Below are 16,616 nucleotides of genomic sequence, written 5' to 3'. Positions count from 1 at the left end.
AATGCGATGGGCCGGGCGGAAACGCTCGGCCCATCGCGTTTGTCTGCCGCGCCGGTCGCCATCGTGCGGTTGCCGAGCGCATGCGCAAACAACGCCGTGCGCCTGCATCCGGCACAATGCACGTACGCATGCACGCCACTTCCGCGCCCGATTTTCGTCTCTATCCTTCCAATGCGCTGGATACGCTGGCCGCCTTGCTCGCACAGGAGCTGCGCCGGCCGGTGCCGGAGCAGCCGTTGTTGCAGCCGGAGGTGGTGCTGATTCCGCAGGTGGCGATGCGGCGCTGGTTGCAGTCCACGCTGGCGGCCGAGCACGGTGTGGCGGCGAATCTGGAATTCCTCACCCCCGGCGAGTTCGTCGCGCGCGGGCTGGAATGCAATCTCGGCCCGGCCGACGACGATCTGGACATGGCCACCACGCAGTGGCGCCTCTATACCGCCTTGCAGGCCGATCTGGGCAGCGATGCGGCGTTGGCGCCGCTGGCCGGTTATCTGTCCGATGGCGATGCGCTCAAGCCCTGGGCGCTGGCCGGCGAGCTGGGCAACGTGTTCGAGAAGTACCAGGCCTGGCGACGCGACTGGTTGCTGCGCTGGGAAGGCGGCGCCGACCTCGATGATCCGCAAGCGCGGCTGTGGCGCAGCATCGCGTCCGGCCGCCAATACCGCGCGCGCCGCATCGGCCAGTATCTGGATCGCCACGCGCGCCCGGATGGTCCGCTGCCGCAAGGCTTGCCGAAGCGTCTGTTTGCCTTCGCCATCCTCAATATTTCGCCCGACGTGCTGCGCGTGCTGGCCACGCAGGCGCGCGTGGGCACGCTGCATTTCTATCTGCCCACGCCGACGCAAGGTTACTGGGGCGATCTGCAAACCTTGTGGCAACGCCGGCGCGAAGACGGCGCGGTGCAGCTGTTCGCCGAGCAAGTGCAGGAAAACCCGCTGCTGCAGGCCTGGGGCGCGGCCGGGCGCGATTTCATGGCGTTGGTCGGCGACTACGAGGTGGTGCACCCGCTGGCCGAGATCGCCGCCTACGCCGATCCGCTGGAGTCCGGCCGCCGCGCACTGGCCGATGGCGGCCTGGGCGACAGCCTGCTGCGGCGCATGCAGAGCGACCTGTTCCATCGCCGTGCACCGAGCGTGCCTGCAGTGTTGCCGGCGGTCAATCTGCACGACCCCAGCCTGCAGGTGCACGCCTGCCATACGCGGCTGCGCGAGTTGCAGGTGCTGCACGATCAACTGCGCGCCTTGCTCGACGACCCACGCTTCGACCCGCCGTTGCAGCCACGCGAGATCGCGGTGCTGTCGCCGGACATCGACCCGTACGTGCCGTATCTGGACGCGGTATTCGGCAGCCACGGCAACGACGATGCCTTGCCGTACGCGCTGGCCGATGCCAGCCCATTGGCCAGCGAGCCGCTGGCCGAAGTGTTCCTGAGCTTGCTCGGCCTGCCGATCGCACGCTTCGGCCTGCACGAGATCCTCGACCTGCTCGCCAGCGCACCGATTGCCGAGGCCGCCGGCCTGGACGAAGCCGGGCTGGAAGGTCTGCGCGGCTGGCTGCACGCGGCCGGCGCGCGCTGGGGGCTGGATGCGGCGCACCGGCGCCAGCATCAGGCACCGAGCGACGACGCCTACACCTGGCGCTTCGCGCTGGACCGGCTGCTGCTCGGCCATGCCAGCGGCGCCGACGACGATATCGAGGGCGTGGCGCCCTGGCCGCAGCTGGAAGGCAGCGCGCTGGCCGCACTGGATATCTTGTTGAAGCTGCTGCGCGTGCTCGAACGCAACCAGTCCGTATTGGCCGAAGCGATGACGCCGGTCGAATGGCGCGAGCGTCTGCTCGGCTTGCTGGAGGCGCTGATTCCGACCACGCCCTCGGCACCGCGTGCGCAGCGCGCGCTGGATCGCTTGCGCACGTTGATCGACCAATTCGCCCGCGACGCAGTGCGTGCCGAGTACGCGGGTAAGGTGCCCGCCGAAGTGGTGCGTGCGCATTTTGCCGCGGTGCTGGGCGAGTCGGACACGCGCGCGCCATTGCTCACCGGCGGCATCAGCTTCGGTCGTATGGTGCCGATGCGCTTGCTGCCGTTCCGCGTGATCTGCTTGCTCGGCATGAACGACGGCGACTTCCCGCGTCGCGACCCCGCTGCCGGACTCAATCGCCTCACTGCAGAGCTGAGCACCGAGCGCCGCCGGCATGGCGATCGTTCAACGCGCGAGGACGACAGGTTCCTGTTTCTGCAGTTGTTCGCCTCCGCGCAGGAGGTGTTCTACCTGAGCTATCTCGGTGCCGATGCGCGCGATGGCAGCGCGCGCGAACCGTCGGTGTTGGTCAGCGAATTGCTGGCCAGCGCCGCCCAATATCACGCCGACCCAAAAGCCATCGATACGCTGGTGGTGCATCACCCGTTGCAGCCATTTGCCGCCGCCGCCTTCGGTGCGCCGGGCGATCACGGCGCCGACCCGCGTCGCTTCAGTTATCGCCGCCAATGGCGGCCGGCTGTGGACAGCTTGGTCGGCCAGCGGCAGCCGCTCGCGCCGTGGGTGGCCGGTGCGTTGCCGGCCGATGACATCGCAGTGCCGACCAGCGTCTCGATCGACGCGCTGCGCCGCCTGTTCGCCGACCCGGCCGGGCAGTTCCTGCGCCACCGCCTGGGAATGCGCTTGCCGGATCCGGCCGGCGAAGACAGCGATCTTGAACCGTTGCTCGCCCCCACGCGCGGCTTGGACCAATACGGCCTGCAGCAGCATGTCTTCGACGCCGCGCTGGCCGGCGACACCGACCGGCTTTACGAGCGTCTGCGTGCACGTGCGTTGCTGCCGTCCGGCCCGTTGGGGCGTCGCCAACTCGATGAGCGCGTGATGCAACTGCGCCCGTATGCCGAGGCATTCCGGCAATGGCGTGGCGAGGCGCCGGCCGAGTCGCGCCGCTTGCAGGTGCAGATCGGCGAGACCGAGGTGCACGGACGTGTGCCGGGTTGGTACGCGAGCGGCGTAGGGCGGGTGCAGGTCGGTGCGCTCAGTGGCCGCAGCGCGATCCGCCACGGCCTGGAATGGCTGCTGCTGCGCGCCGCCGGCGAGCACGCGCCGTATGTGCGCTTCTTCGAAGACGAAGACGGTTTAGGCCCGCATCCCATCGACGCCGAACCGCTGTCGCAAACGCAGGCGCAGAGCGCGTTGGCCGTACTGCTGCAGGTGTATCGGCAGGGCTTGCAGACGCCGCTGGCGTTCGCGCCCTACAGCAGCTGGAAATATCACCAGGCCGCGCGCAGCGACGATCTGGACAAGGCCATCAAGGACGCCGCCGGGCAGTGGCAATCCAGCTTCGGCTGGAGCGAATCGCATAGCCCGGAGCTGCGCCTGGTCAACCGCGGCCGCGACCCGTTCGCCGATGCGCAACGCTTCGCCGAGTTCGCCATCACCAGCCATCGTGTGTACGACCTGCTCGAGCGCGGCAACGCCGACGCCACGCTGGATCCGGAGCGTCTGATCGAGAGCTGGCGCCACTGGCACGGCGCGCAGGAAGAGGCCGAATGAGCGCCAGCCCGGTCACCGACCCGTATCTGCACCTGCCGCTGCATGGCGTACGCCTGATCGAGGCCAGCGCCGGCACCGGCAAGACCTTCACCCTGGCCACGCTGTTCACCCGGCTGGTGGTCGAGCGCGGGCTGCGTATCGGCCAGATCCTCGCGGTGACCTTCACCGAGGCCGCCACCCAGGAACTGCGCCGCCGCATCCGCGAGCGCCTGGTGCTGGCCGCAACGCTGGTCCCCGATGCCCTCGTAGGAGCGGCCCCGGCCGCGACCGACCTCGCCGACAACCCGTCGCGGCCAAGGCCGCTCCTACAGGACGCGCCTGACGTCCTGCTCACCCGCGCCGTCCTCGCCACCCACCTGGCCACCGGCACCGAAACACCTGTCGCCCTGCGCCGCCGCCTGCAACAGGCGGTGGAAGAAATCGACCTGGCCGCCGTCTTCACCATCCACGGTTTCTGCGCGCGCGTGCTGCGCGAGCATGCGCTGGAAAGCGGCCAGGCCTTCGCCGCGCCGGAACTGCTCGCCAACGACCGCGAACTGCTCGGCGAAGTCGCCGCCGATCTGTGGCGCCAGCGCGCCGCCGACGCGGCGATGGCCGAAGACCTGATCGCGCTGTGGTCGGGTGGCCCGGATGCATTGGCCAGCGATCTGCGCGCGCTGGTGCGCCATCCAACGCTGCTGCCGGCGGCAGCCACGACGACCGACGATTCCGCCGCGCTGCTGCAAGCCGTGCAAGACGCCAGCACCGCCTTGGCCGCCGCATTCCAGTCCCACGGCACCGCGTTTTTCGAAACCATCATGTCCGCCATCGACGGCGGCATCCTGAGCAAGGTCAGTTACAAGCCCGAGTGGCTAACAGCGTTGTGGCATTGGTTCGACAGCTTCGCCGCCGCGCCATCGATGCACACCGCGCCGCACCCCAAGATGATCAAACTCACCGCCGCGGAACTGGCCGCCGGCACCAACAAGAAGTTCGTCGATCGCACGCCGGCCTCGCCGCTGAGCCACGACATCGATGGCTATCTCACTGCGCTGGCCCGCTTGGAAGAATGGCGCACCCGCCGCCGCATCCGTCTACTGCACGCATTGCGCGACGACGCCATCGCGCGATTAGCATTGCTCAAGCGCCAGCGCCGCGTGCAGACCTACGACGACCTGGTCGATGGCGTTGCGCACGCACTGGAAGGCGCGCAGGCCGACGCCCTGGTCACGCGGCTGCGCGCGCAATACGCCATCGCGCTGGTGGACGAATTCCAGGACACCGACGACCGCCAGTGGGCGATCTTCTCCAACGTGTTCGGCGAAGGCCCGCTCGCACGCGCGGCCGGCCTGGAGCCGGCGCTGTTTCTGATCGGCGACCCCAAGCAGGCCATCTACGGCTTCCGCGGCGGCGACGTGCGCACCTATCTGGCCGCCGCGATCACTGCCGAACTCGCCCCGCCGCTGAGCCACAATTTCCGCTCGCGCCCCGGCGTGCTGGCGGCGATCGACGCGCTATACGCGCAGGCCGGCTACACCGAGGCCTTCCTCACCGACGGCATCGCCTTCCACCCGGTGCAGCCCGGTACCAAGCGGGTGGATGCCGACCTGCAACGCGATGGCGCCACCGCCCCGGCGTTGACGCTGTGGCGCGCGCCGGAGCCGCCGCCCCCAACCAAAGGAAAGCCCAAACCCTGGAGCGCCGGCCGCGCGCGCGAGCTGGCCACCGCCGCCTGCGTGGCCGCCATTCGCGGCTGGCTGGCCGGTGGCCGCAACGGCACCGCCACCATCAACGCACGTCCGGTGCAGGCCGGCGATATCGCCGTGCTGGTGCGCAGCCATGGCGAGGCCACGCGCATGCAACAGGCGCTGGGCGCGGTGGGCATCCCCGCCGTGGCGGCCGGCAAGCAGAGCCTGTTCGCCACCGACGAGGCGCTGGAGCTGCTGGCCCTGTTGCAGGCCTTGCTTGACCCGGGCGACGACAGCCGCCTGCGCGCCGCGCTGGCCACCGTGCTGATCGGCGCGGACGCCGCCGCCATCGCCGCGCTTGCACACGATGGCGAGCGTCACCGCCGCTGGCAGCAGCAGGCGCTGGACTGGCGCGAGCGCTGGCAACGCGGCGGCCCGCTCGCCCTGATCGGCGATCTGGGTGCCGCGCACGGGCAACGCCTGCTCGCCCTGGTCGATGGCGAGCGCCGCCTCACCAACTACCTGCAGCTGGCCGAACTGCTGCAGGAAGCCGACGCCCGCGCACTCGGCCCGCATGGCCTGGTCGATTGGCTGTCGCGCCGCATCGCCAATGCCGACGACAACGACGAAGCCCAGCAGCTGCGGCTGGAATCGGACGCGCGCCGCGTGCAGATCGTCACCCTGCACAAGAGCAAGGGCCTGGAATATCCGCTGGTGTTCCTGCCGTACATCGGCATCGGCCGCAGCGACAAGGGCGCCGGCCGCCATTGCGTGGTGCATGCGCCGGAGCTCGGCCGCCAGCTGCACTGGAAGACAGACAAGGAAGATCCAACCTGGAGCGCCGCCGAAGCGGCCTGGAAGCAGGAGCAACGCGCCGAAGACGCACGCCTGCTGTACGTCGGCCTGACTCGCGCCGAGCACGCGCTGTGGATCGCCAGCGGCCCGTTCCATCAGCACGAGCGCACCGCGCTGTCCGGCATGCTGCGCGCGCTCGATGCGTTGCAGGGCGCGGCCGGCGACGGCGCAGTGGTGGTGGACACGTCTACGCCGCCGGCCAACCTGCCGCGCCTGCCGCCACCGATCGAAGCGCAGGTGCCGCCCGCGCGCACCCCGCAGCGGCATATCGCACCCGAGTGGTGGGTCTACAGCTTCACCCAGCTGGCCAACGCCGATGCCGGCGCCGCCACCGACCCGATGGCCAGCGCCACGGTGGTCGGCAGTGGCGGCAGCGACGAGCCGTCCGGCAGCGAGGCGATCGCAGTCGCCGCCGAGGTCGACACCTTCGACCCGCGCTTTGCCGGCAACCGCTTCGGCGTGGTGATGCACGACGTGTTCGAGCGCTGCGACTTCGCCGCCTGGCAAGCCTGGCAACCCGGCCAACCCGCACCCGAGGGCCAGGCCACCGCCATCCTCGAGGCGCTGCAGCGCGGCGGCTACACCCAGGACGAACTGGACGACGGCCTGGCCATGCTCACCGCCCTGATCGGCCACACCCTCACCGTCGCCCTGCCCGAAGGCACCACCCTGGCCGCCGTGCCCGAGCCGCAGCGCCGCAACGAGATGGAATTCCACTTCGCCATGCGGCCCACTCGCGTGGAGGCATTGCTCGCATTGCTGCATCGCTTCGGCGTGGTAAGCGACCGCCAGGCCTTCGGCGTGCGCCAGCGGCTGGAAGGCCTGATGACCGGCCTGATCGACCTCACCTACACCGTGGACGGCCGCTGGTACGTGCTCGACTACAAGTCCAACCGCCTGCCCAGCTACGACGCCGACGCCCTGGCCCGCGCCATGGCGCACAGCGAGTACGAGCTGCAGGCGCTGATCTACACCGTGGCCCTGCACCGCTGGCTGCGTTTCCGCCTGGGCGAGACCTACGATTACGCCCGCGACTTCGGCGGTGTGCGCTACCTGTTCTGCCGCGGCCTGGATGCCACCCGTAACCCCGCAGCCGACTCCAGCTCCATCCTTGGTTCCGGTTCCGGTTCCGGTTCCGACTCCGACTCCGACTCCGACTCCGACTCCGTCAACGGCGCCAGCTCCGTCTCCGGTTCCGACCCCGCCAATGGCGCCAGCTCCATCTCCGATTCGGGTTTCGACTCCGACTCCGACTTCGACGCCGTCAACCGCGCCACGCCCGCACCCGGCATCCACGCCTGGCGCTTCGACCCGGCGCTGGTCCAAGCCCTGGACGCCCTGTTCGCCGGCAGCGCCCCGGAGCCGACATCCAGCAACCCAGGCACGCCCGATGCCCGCTAGCGCACAGCCCCTTACCGCCGACGCACCAAAGCCCCGCTCCCCCCGGGGCGATAAGGCACTGGTTGCGCGCCACTGGCGCGCGTGCCTTGGAGCGCCCGCGCCGCTGGCGCGGGCTGGGGCGCGGAGCGGGGGGTGGGGTGAGGGTACGTCCGCCGCCGAAGCATCCAAGCCATGACCCGACAGACCGCACCGATCAGCGCTGTGCGCACGCCCAGTTCCCCTCGGGGCGGGCAGACACCACTTACGCGCACTGGCGCGCGTGCCTGGCAGCGTCTGCGCCACGCCGCGCGGGCCGGCGCGCGCAGCGGAGGTTGGGGTGAGGGCGCCTGCGCCCGGGAGGCGTCCACCGCATGAACCACCCAACCCTCTTCAACGCCCTGATCAAGGCCGACGCCCTGCGCCCGCTGGATCTGGCTTTCGCCCAGAGCCTGCAACGCCTGGCCCCGGACACCGACCCCCAGGTGTTGGCCGGCGCCGCACTTGCCTCGCTGGCCGTCACCAGCGGCCACGCAGGGCTGGACCCCAGCCGCGCCGGCATGCTGCTGGACATGCGCGAGGGCCCAGCGCCCGCACTCCCGGACCCAGGCGACTGGCAACGCACCCTGGCCGCCTCGCGCTGGGTCGACCAACCGAATCCGCAAGACCCCGCCGCCGCCGACTGCCCGTTGGTTCTGGAACGCGGCCTGCTCTACCTGCGGCGCTACCGCGAGTACGAGCGCCGCCTGGCGCTGGGCCTGCAACGCATCGCCGCCCAGTCGCCGCCGCCCTTCGACGCCGCCACGCTGGCACCGCTGTTCGCCCAGTTATTCCCGAACGCCACCGCCCCATCCCCTCTCCCCCCGGGAGAGGGTGCCCGAAAGGCGGGTGAGGGCACGGGCCTGCCCGAGCCATCCGTCGACCAGGAAGGTGCGGCCCCACCGGCTCCATCCCACCACCCAGACCGCCAGGCTCAGGCCGCCGCGCTGGCGCTGCGCCGCACCCTGCTGATGGTCACCGGCGGCCCCGGCACCGGCAAGACCACCACTATCGCCCGCCTGCTGCTGCTGCGCATCGCCCAGGCACACGCCTCCAACACCCCGGCACCGCGCATCGCCCTGGCTGCGCCCACCGGCCGCGCCGCCGAGCGCATGGCCGAAAGCCTGCGCCTTGCGGTCACGCGCGCCATCGCTGGCGGCATCGACCCGGCCCTGGCCGATGCCCTGCCCAGCGGCGCCAGCACCCTGCATCGCCTGCTCGGCGTCATCCCGGATTCCCCGCACTTCCGCCATCACGCCGACAACCCGCTGCCGTTGGACCTGATCGTCGTCGACGAAGCCTCCATGGTCGACCTGCCGCTGATGTGCAAGCTGGTCGAAGCCGTGGCCGATGGCACCCAGCTGATCCTGCTCGGCGACGCCGACCAGCTGCCTTCGGTGGAAGCCGGCGACGTGCTCGCCGCCATCCTGCAGGCCGCCGGCCCCGGCGATGCCCTGCAGCCGCAGGACGCACAGGCGCTGCAAGCGCTACTCGGCAACGCACCCGCCGACACCACGCCCGCCGCCAGCCACGGCGGCGGCCTGGCCGGCCACCGCGTGCACCTGCTGCGCGGCTACCGGCAGGCGGACGCCTTTGCACTGGCCCCGTTGGCCGACGCCGTGCGCGCCGGCGACGCCGACACCGCCCTGGCCCTGCTGCGCAGCGGCGAGCTGGCCGGCGTGCACTTCCACGAAGACGGCGAGGACCCGCTCACCCTGGGCCGCGACGCACTGCTCGCGCACTGGCGCGCACTGGCCGACGCGCAAGACCCGGCCGCGGCCCTGCGCGACGCCGCGCGCCTGCGCCTGCTTACCGCCGTGCGCGCCGGCCCGCAGGGCGCACGCGGCCTCAACGCCCGTATCGAACAACTGCTGGCCGAAACTGGCTCCGGCGCGCGCCGCCTCGGCGCCGCCTCGCCCTGGTTCCAGGGCCGCCTGCTGCTGATCACCGAAAACAGCTACCGCCACGGCCTGTTCAACGGCGACGTCGGCATCTGCCTGCGAAGCGACGCGAGTCCCTTTTCGGGGCGCAGCGACGAAGGCGCCTCTTCGGGGCCAGGCCAGCCAGGCGGCACTGCCAGCCGCCGCGACCCAGGCACCGACAGCCGTGCCCAAGGCCCGTTGGTCGCCTGGTTCGAAGGCGACGGCGACGGCCAGGTGCGCGGCTTCCACCCCGCCGCACTGCCTGCGCACGAAAGCGCCTTCGCCATGACCGTGCACAAGGCCCAGGGCAGCGAATTCGACACCGTCTGGCTGCAACTGCCCACCCGCGACGCCCGCGTGCTCAGCCGCGAACTGCTCTACACCGGCATCACCCGCGCCCGCCGCGCCCTGCACCTGGCCGGCAGCGAAGCGGTCATCCGCAGCGCACTGGCCCGGCACGCCGCACGCATCTCGGGTTTGGCGTGGCGGTTGGGTGCGGAGCAGCAGGCGGCACCCGCCAAGCCAGCAACAGAACCAGCTACTGCGTTGCCCGTGCAGGGTTCGTTGTTCTGATGGACGCGAGCCGGCGCAATGGCAACATCACTTACGGCAGAACGGCACGTTCGCCTATCACCATCACCGGGCATGCCCGGATAGCATCATGGACGAAGAAAAACTGGTTGTGTGGTATCGCCAGCATGGGAGGCATCAATGGCGAAAAAGCATGAAATTTCGCTCGTCCGCTCGTCGGCGGCCGAATACCTGACCTTCGTGGCCGCCGCAGGCGAGGGCGGCGTGCAGGCGGCGTATGCCGACGAAAACGTCTGGCTGACGCAGAAGATGCTGGCCCAGCTCTACGATGTCGAAACCCACACCATCAACTACCACCTGAAAAAGGTGTTCGCTGACAACGAGTTACAGCCAGATGCAGTTATTCGAAATTTTCGAATAACTGCCGCCGACGGCAAGAGCTACGACACCAAGCACTACAACCTCGCGGCCATCATTGCCGTGGGCTACAAGGTCAATTCCGAGCGCGCGGTGCAGTTCCGCAAGTGGGCCACCACCATCATCGCGTCCTTCACGATCAAGGGCTTCGCGATGGACGATGAGCGCCTGAAGAATGACGGCACGGTGCTCGGCAAGCGCTACTTCGAAGAGCAGTTGCAGCGCATCCGCGAGATCCGTCTCTCCGAGCGCAAGTTCTACCAGAAGATCACCGACATCTACGCCACCGCCCTGGACTACGATGCCACCGCGCAGGCAACCCAGCGGTTCTTCGCCACAGTGCAGAACAAGCTGCACTGGGCCATCCACGGGCAAACCGCAGCAGAAGTCGTCTACCACCGAGCCGATGCCGGCAAGCAGCACATGGGCCTGACCACCTGGGCCGATGCACCGCGCGGGAAGATCCAGAAGTTCGACGTGGCGGTTGCCAAGAACTACCTGACCACCGGCGAGATGGCGCAGTTGCAACGCCTCGTATCGGCCTATCTGGACCTGGCCGAGGACATGGCACTGCGGCAGATTCCGATGACCATGCAGGATTGGGAAACACGTCTGAATCGTTTCATCGAAGCAACCGACCGGCAGGTGTTGCAGGACGCAGGGCGCGTCACCGCCGAGATCGCCAAAGCGCATGCGGAAAGCGAGTTCGAAAAGTACCGCATCGTGCAGGACCAGCTGTTCGTGAGCGATTTCGATCGCGTGTTGCAGCAGCTTGATGCAGTAGACCGGGTGGACGGTGCCGACGAGGACTTGCGCTAGACGGTGATGTGGGAAGCGCCAAAGCGTCAGGTCCCCAACCGCGCGCGATAGTGCACGTTGGATTGAAAGATCGCTCCGAGGATGAATCGCGACTAGCGTCTGCCCAGGAGTCGCCCGCCACGGTGGTTCCGCCCGTCCAGGGCTCGTACCCCAAGCCGGAGAGATGGCATGAGAACTGACGACAAAGAAGCGCTTGCGCGTAAGAGGTGAATGATGAAGGCGATATGGGTTCTTGGGATTCTCGCGCTGTCAGCCTGCTCCAGCGCGACTGCGGCTGGGAGGCTGGAGATCAGACTCCAAAACAGACAGGCAGCGCATACAGCGACAGCTGGAGCATCCGTCTCAGTCACGATGGCCAACGCAGGTGACCAGCCCATCGAGCTACCTGCCTCGTATGTTCCAGACGTAGACAAAGGCGGGGTGTTGCAGACCAATCTGTTCAAGGTCATGCAAGAGGACGGCAGCCCTGTCGACTATCGCGGCATCTATGTGCATAACGTCCGAGGTTCCACGCCATCTCTTGTCTTGAAGCCGGGGCAGTCAATCGTCAGGACGATCAATCTGTCATTGAGTTACCAGATCATGCCTGGGCGCAATTACTCGGTCGGAGTACACCCATTTATACGTTATCGGGAGCAGCAGGAATCAAAGAGTAAAACCACCTCAGCCGATATGACGTCGCTGAAGACTGCTACATCCAACATCATCGAGATCACGCCTCGATAGGTCTGCGATGTACCGGCGAACCTGCGCCTGGCCCCAGCGTGCCGAGGTGTAGCGGATGATCCCGCGCAGATCGGCTTCGGCTGCGTCGGTGAGGACGTAGCCGTGATCAACCGCGATGGCCCTCGGCCAATTCTTCATACAGGATGGTGCTGATGCTCCTGGTAGACACGTTGCCGGCAAGGCCTTCCTCGACACGTCCCCCAAGGAGGGTTTTCAACTCCTGCCATGCCTGATCGGCGTTTAGGTCGCCAGGGAACAGGCGTTCAAGCGCGTATTGCTTGATGGTCTTGCCCTGCAGAGCCGCCAGCGCCTTCAGGCTCTGATGCTGCTGATCGCTTAGATCAATGGTCAAACGGCTCATGACGCGCTCCTAAATCCATACAAACCCACATTAGCGCATCTGGGCTGGTTGACCGATTGCAGAGCTTTGGGACCCCAGCTCGGGTGACGCCGTGCAGTGTTTTGACGGAAACTGCGCTCCCGAAACAGGACCGCACCGATGGACCGACGTCGCCGCAAACGGATGGAGCACTATTGGGCGCGGGCAGAAGCCAAGGCGCGTGCAGCGGTCGACCGCTTGGATCCGGAGGGCTGGTTCGATCTGTGGCACACGCATGTGGACTGGAATGGCCGCGGCCGCTCCTGTGTTGAGCATCGGCAGATGGTCAACGCGGTTGCAGTGCGTGTGCCGTGCTACCTGGAAGTACGTCTGGCGCAGCGTGGTGCAGCGGTGCAAGTGTGGGCAGACCTCAGTGAGGACACGATGGATACGGGCATCTACGCGCACTCTGCCAATCCGAACGGCACGAGCTTCCCGGCCACCTTTCCCAACCTGGATTGGCAGCAGGCTCTGCCTGACGAGGTTGCAGCAATCTTGCCCGACACGCATCGGGCAGGCACCGCGTCATGCGACGGCAGTACCTGGCACGTGGTGCAGCGTCGGCCCGCTGGGGTCGACGCGCAGGCGCGCCAATGAGTTCCGCCGACAAAGCCCATCGCACCGCATTGCGCTACGCCGTCGGTGCCCGTCAGCCGCGTGTCGCCAAGGCGCCCGTCACCGGCGCCGCCTATCGGCTAGCGCACGCCTGCTTCGGATGCCGGAGAAGTTTCAAGATCGCCCCGCGCGAGCAGGTGGCCCCCTGTCCTGGCTGCGGTAACGCGCTATGCATGATGGGGTGTTCGTTCAAGGCACCCCCGGCCCGCAACCAGGCGCAATGGCGCAAGGTCGAGCGCCTGTATCGCGCTGGCTTTCGGTTCTTCAGTTACCGCAGCCAACCTTGCGCCGCTCTCCCAGCCAAGCTGTCGGAGGTCGATCGCTTCATCCGTGAGAACCCTGAGCACCCATTACGCCTGGGCGGTCATTGAGGCCAGGCACGGCGGCACACCGCGAGGTCAGGCGATCCGCCTGACCTCGTTCGCCGTCTGGCAGGCCGGGCGGCTTACTTGGCCTTCTTTTCCTGCTTGGCCGCGCGCTTTTCCTTCAGCGTCTTGGCTGGCTCTTTCTTCTGGCTCTTTTTCTGGTCCATCCCCTTGCTCATGACACCCTCGTAGTTGCTGGATTGATCGGTCGGGCAGCGCCATGACCCTGGCGTGCCTGCGCACTGTAAGGCTTGCGCGCGCTGGATGGCAGGGGAGAGCGGGCGGAGCGACGGGCGGTGCCTCAGGCTTGGCGTTCTTTGGGGGCAGGCGCCGGCCGATCGGCGCCGCCGGCTGAGCCACAAACGCAAAACGCCCGCGTGCGACAGTGAAGGTCGGCACGCGGGCGCTGGCGACAGCGGCGGCCTTACTTGGTCGGCACGCGCTGGTACTGCTCGCCACCGGTGTTGAGGTGGCCGTTGGCCGTGTCGATGGCGAAGTTCACCGTCTCGCCATCGTTGGTGACCTGCAGCGCCCCGTCCTTGTAGACCGCCGGGTAGCTCTCGGTCTTGGGTTTACGGCTGAAGAACTTCGGCGTGGTGCTGCGGACCATGAAGGTTTCGCCATTGCGCTCAATGTCCATCGTCTCTTCCTGCGTCTGCACGTTGACCCAGTGGCCGACGAACTTCTCGCCCTCCACCTTGGCGCAACCGCTCACCAGCAGTGCCGCGGCCAGCGCGGTGCCCATCCACTTCATCATCGTGTGTTCTCCAGTTGAGGCTGCGGCGAGGATGGCGGGTGGGGACTGTAGAAAGGGTTAAGGCGTATCGGTGACAGATCAAAAGTGAGCTGATCCGGCACGAATGCTCAGCCTGATCCGGCGCATTCCACCCCATAAAGCCTGAGTGCAAGCGCCATCGACGGCCGGTAACGCGATTCGCGCAAGCGAGGATCATTTCGCCGTTGGGCGTTGGAGCCGCCGATACAAACAATACCGTGCAACGTCTGGAGACCGTAAAAAGTTCGAACCTCCCGACATGCTGTCGCCGTTGGCGGCAGCGCTTTGGTTATTCCAGGTGGATATTGCCGTGCTAGATTTCCACGACAGTTCTAGCGCGGGATAGAGAAATGGCCCTTCGCATTCGAGGATCACATGGTCTGCCATTTGGCTTGGGACATGCCGCCTTCCCGCGAGCAGTCTTGTTGCCGCTTGGGCTACTTGCGTGCACCCTCCATTCGGGATGTGCTTCTAGCACTCCACGCAGTCACTCAGCTGTAGCTGCTACCAAGCCCCCCAGTGAAACCAGGAGCAAAGACGTGACGGAACGCCTCAAGCAAGATGTGGATCGTTTGATCGACACCGATTTCCAAGATGTCGCAGCACTCAGTGCCCAGCTTCAAACACAATTTGGCCCTCGTCAATCGCAAGAAGCGATGGTGGTGCGTGTTGGTCAGGGTGGTGCGCTGGCCGGTGCGGCTTTGCAGCGTATCGAGCTCCGTAGCACGCAGGACGCCCCTTCGCATGCGACGCTGGTGCTCGACTTTTCTGCGCCTGGCCCGGCGCTCGAGGATGTGCCTTGGCCAGATGCGCTGCTCTACCCGCCGCGGCCAGACGCACCGGGTTCGAGCGCCTATTGGTCACTTCAGAGGGGACAGGTCACCGTCATCCTTGGGCTGACTAAAGATCAGGCCAACCTAAGCTTTATTACAATCAGCAAGCAGTAAGTTGCTTAGCTGGACCCCTGCAAAGGAGTGCATGATGGAAAACACCGACGAGTCGAAATATCCCCAGCCACAGCAATCCACGCCAGCAACCGCGGCCGGGAAGCCGTCCTCGCCCCTATCAGATCCCACGGTGACACCTTTCCTGCAACAGTCGCCCACACTTCAAGCAGGTCTTGCGCAGCTCAATCGGGATAATGTCGGTGTTGTTTGGGGAGCCGCTGGTGCTGGAACTTATCTGGTTCCCCGCACGCAAGTGGTCATTGACGAAAATGCAATCGGGCAAGGTGCGCGCATTGCCCGTTCGCTCTCCCATGAAATTGGACACCATCGGTTCACCGAACAGCCCGATCAGTCCTCCAAACATGCGTACGTCACCAACATGCTGCGCGGCTAGGCTGCCGCAACGCTGAGTAATGCGTTGGTCCGGCGAATAATCAAGGTCCCGATATCGGTATCGCTGGTAGCGGTACGAGACCAAAGCAGTACGAAGAAATTGCTGATCAGCAAATGGCAGGCCAAATCACGCGTGATGCAGCATTGAATCAGATTGCCCAGGTATTCAAGACTGAGCAGCCTTCCGTTGGGCCGAGTAAGACGTACGAGCAGTATTACGGGGACTATTACGACAAGCACATCGCACCACTGCAGCGCAAACACGGTAGGCCGGAGCCAGGGTCTGGTACCGATAGCCTCGTCAACGATGTGAAACAGGACTTGCCGAGCCGTGATTCACAAGCGGCATTGTCGGCAAGGCCATCTCTGCCAATGCAGCAGGATCACGAAGATCACGCGCTATACCAACAGATCAAAGGTGGCGTGGAAAAGCTCGATGCACAGCATGGCCGGGAGTGGGATGCATCAAGTCAGCGCATGACGGCCAGCCTGCTTGTGCTCGCAAAGGAAGAAGGCCTGACGCGTGTGGACCATGTGCTGCTCAATAGCCCAACAGACAAGCTTGCGGCCGGAGAAAAGGTATTTCTGGTCCAGGGTATCCAGAGCGACCCAGCGCACCTTCGTGCCGACATGGCCACGATGCAGGCGGTGCAAACACCTGAAAACCAATCGTTCGAACGCGTGCAATCGATCAATCAAGCTCAATCGCAGGTGCGAGAGCAGCAGCAAGCGCTTGAGCAATCGCAACAGACAGTCACTCCGCCTGGGCCAACGATGACGCGTTGAGAGCGTTCGCGGACGTGCTTGCAAAGATATTGACAAACCGGCAGGGCTACAAACGCAAAACGCCCGCGCGCGACGGTGAAGGTCGGCACGCGGGCGCTGGCGACAGCGGCGGGCTTACTTGGCCGGCACGCGCTGGTACTGCTCGCCACCGGTGTTGAGGTGGCCGTTGGCCGCGTCGATGGCGAAGTTCACCGTCTCGCCATCGTTGGTGACCTGCAGCGCCCCGTCCTTGTAGACCGCCGGGTAGCTCTCGGTCTTGGGGGTGCGGCTGAAGAACTTCGGCGTGGTGCTGCGGACCATGAAGGCCTCGCCATTGCGCTCGATGTCCATCGTCTCTTCCTGCGTCTGCACGTTGACCCAGTGGCCGACGAACTTCTCGCCCTCCACCTTGGCGCAACCGCTCACCAGCAGTGCCGCGGCCAGCGCGGTGCCCATCCACTTCATCATCGTGTGTTCTCCAGTTGAGGCTG

The 16,616-nt window shown here is 66.6% G+C and carries 13 protein-coding genes; 10 read left to right on the top strand and 3 right to left on the bottom strand.

Going from position 1 to position 16,616, the window contains the following annotated elements; translation table 11 throughout:
• Nucleotides 1-128: 128 nt before the first annotated feature.
• From recC to ABS769_RS07270, 5 genes are all read left to right on the top strand, one after another.
• The gene (recC, locus tag ABS769_RS07290; protein ID WP_317060428.1) at nucleotides 129-3,533 is read left to right on the top strand and encodes an exodeoxyribonuclease V subunit gamma; all 3,405 of its coding nucleotides are present in this window, start codon (nucleotides 129-131) and stop codon (nucleotides 3,531-3,533) included.
• Nucleotides 3,530-7,456, top strand: a complete 3,927-nt coding sequence (recB, locus tag ABS769_RS07285) for an exodeoxyribonuclease V subunit beta (protein ID WP_317060427.1) — start codon at nucleotides 3,530-3,532, stop codon at nucleotides 7,454-7,456. Before recC ends, recB begins: the two co-directional genes overlap by 4 nt.
• A gap of 350 nt (nucleotides 7,457-7,806) precedes the next feature.
• Nucleotides 7,807-9,966: an exodeoxyribonuclease V subunit alpha gene (gene recD, locus ABS769_RS07280; protein WP_317060426.1), complete on the top strand. Its 2,160-nt coding sequence runs from the start codon at nucleotides 7,807-7,809 to the stop codon at nucleotides 9,964-9,966.
• A gap of 138 nt (nucleotides 9,967-10,104) precedes the next feature.
• Complete coding sequence (locus ABS769_RS07275) at nucleotides 10,105-11,160, top strand: virulence RhuM family protein (protein WP_317060425.1); 1,056 nt, start codon at nucleotides 10,105-10,107, stop codon at nucleotides 11,158-11,160.
• A gap of 351 nt (nucleotides 11,161-11,511) precedes the next feature.
• Nucleotides 11,512-11,886, top strand: a complete 375-nt coding sequence (locus tag ABS769_RS07270) for a hypothetical protein (RefSeq protein WP_232099354.1) — start codon at nucleotides 11,512-11,514, stop codon at nucleotides 11,884-11,886.
• A gap of 106 nt (nucleotides 11,887-11,992) precedes the next feature.
• Here ABS769_RS07270 and ABS769_RS07260 read toward each other — a convergent pair whose 3' ends face one another.
• On the bottom strand, nucleotides 11,993-12,247 hold the full coding sequence (locus ABS769_RS07260) for an antitoxin (RefSeq protein ID WP_317060424.1): 255 nt from the start codon (nucleotides 12,245-12,247) through the stop codon (nucleotides 11,993-11,995).
• 138 nt (nucleotides 12,248-12,385) lie between these two features.
• On the opposite strand from ABS769_RS07260, the gene ABS769_RS07255 reads away from it, so the two are divergent.
• Both ABS769_RS07255 and ABS769_RS07250 read left to right on the top strand, forming a co-directional pair.
• Nucleotides 12,386-12,862: a hypothetical protein gene (locus tag ABS769_RS07255; protein ID WP_317060422.1), complete on the top strand. Its 477-nt coding sequence runs from the start codon at nucleotides 12,386-12,388 to the stop codon at nucleotides 12,860-12,862.
• On the top strand, nucleotides 12,859-13,251 hold the full coding sequence (locus ABS769_RS07250) for a hypothetical protein (protein ID WP_317060420.1): 393 nt from the start codon (nucleotides 12,859-12,861) through the stop codon (nucleotides 13,249-13,251). Before ABS769_RS07255 ends, ABS769_RS07250 begins: the two co-directional genes overlap by 4 nt.
• A 418-nt stretch (nucleotides 13,252-13,669) precedes the next feature.
• Here ABS769_RS07250 and ABS769_RS07245 read toward each other — a convergent pair whose 3' ends face one another.
• Nucleotides 13,670-14,002, bottom strand: a complete 333-nt coding sequence (locus ABS769_RS07245; RefSeq protein WP_317060417.1) for a hypothetical protein — start codon at nucleotides 14,000-14,002, stop codon at nucleotides 13,670-13,672.
• 557 nt (nucleotides 14,003-14,559) lie between these two features.
• Between ABS769_RS07245 and ABS769_RS07240 the strand changes: the two genes are divergently transcribed.
• The 3 genes from ABS769_RS07240 to ABS769_RS07230 all read left to right on the top strand — a co-directional run bounded on the left by ABS769_RS07240 (nucleotide 14,560) and on the right by ABS769_RS07230 (nucleotide 16,146).
• Nucleotides 14,560-14,967, top strand: a complete 408-nt coding sequence (locus tag ABS769_RS07240) for a hypothetical protein (RefSeq protein ID WP_317060416.1) — start codon at nucleotides 14,560-14,562, stop codon at nucleotides 14,965-14,967.
• Between the two features lie 34 nt (nucleotides 14,968-15,001).
• On the top strand, nucleotides 15,002-15,361 hold the full coding sequence (locus ABS769_RS07235) for a hypothetical protein (RefSeq protein WP_317060415.1): 360 nt from the start codon (nucleotides 15,002-15,004) through the stop codon (nucleotides 15,359-15,361).
• 113 nt (nucleotides 15,362-15,474) lie between these two features.
• Nucleotides 15,475-16,146 carry an XVIPCD domain-containing protein gene (locus tag ABS769_RS07230; protein ID WP_317060414.1) on the top strand — a complete coding sequence of 224 codons (672 nt, stop codon included), beginning with the start codon at nucleotides 15,475-15,477 and terminating at the stop codon, nucleotides 16,144-16,146.
• Nucleotides 16,147-16,260: 114 nt separating this feature from the next.
• Here ABS769_RS07230 and ABS769_RS07225 read toward each other — a convergent pair whose 3' ends face one another.
• Complete coding sequence (locus ABS769_RS07225) at nucleotides 16,261-16,593, bottom strand: hypothetical protein (protein ID WP_317060514.1); 333 nt, start codon at nucleotides 16,591-16,593, stop codon at nucleotides 16,261-16,263.
• Nucleotides 16,594-16,616: the final 23 nt, after the last annotated feature.

The organism is Xanthomonas hortorum, assembly GCF_040279205.1.
Lineage (GTDB): Bacteria > Pseudomonadota > Gammaproteobacteria > Xanthomonadales > Xanthomonadaceae > Xanthomonas > Xanthomonas hortorum_F.
The sequence above is the reverse complement of the archived record's forward strand: the minus strand, read 5'-3'. Positions and strand labels throughout refer to the sequence as shown.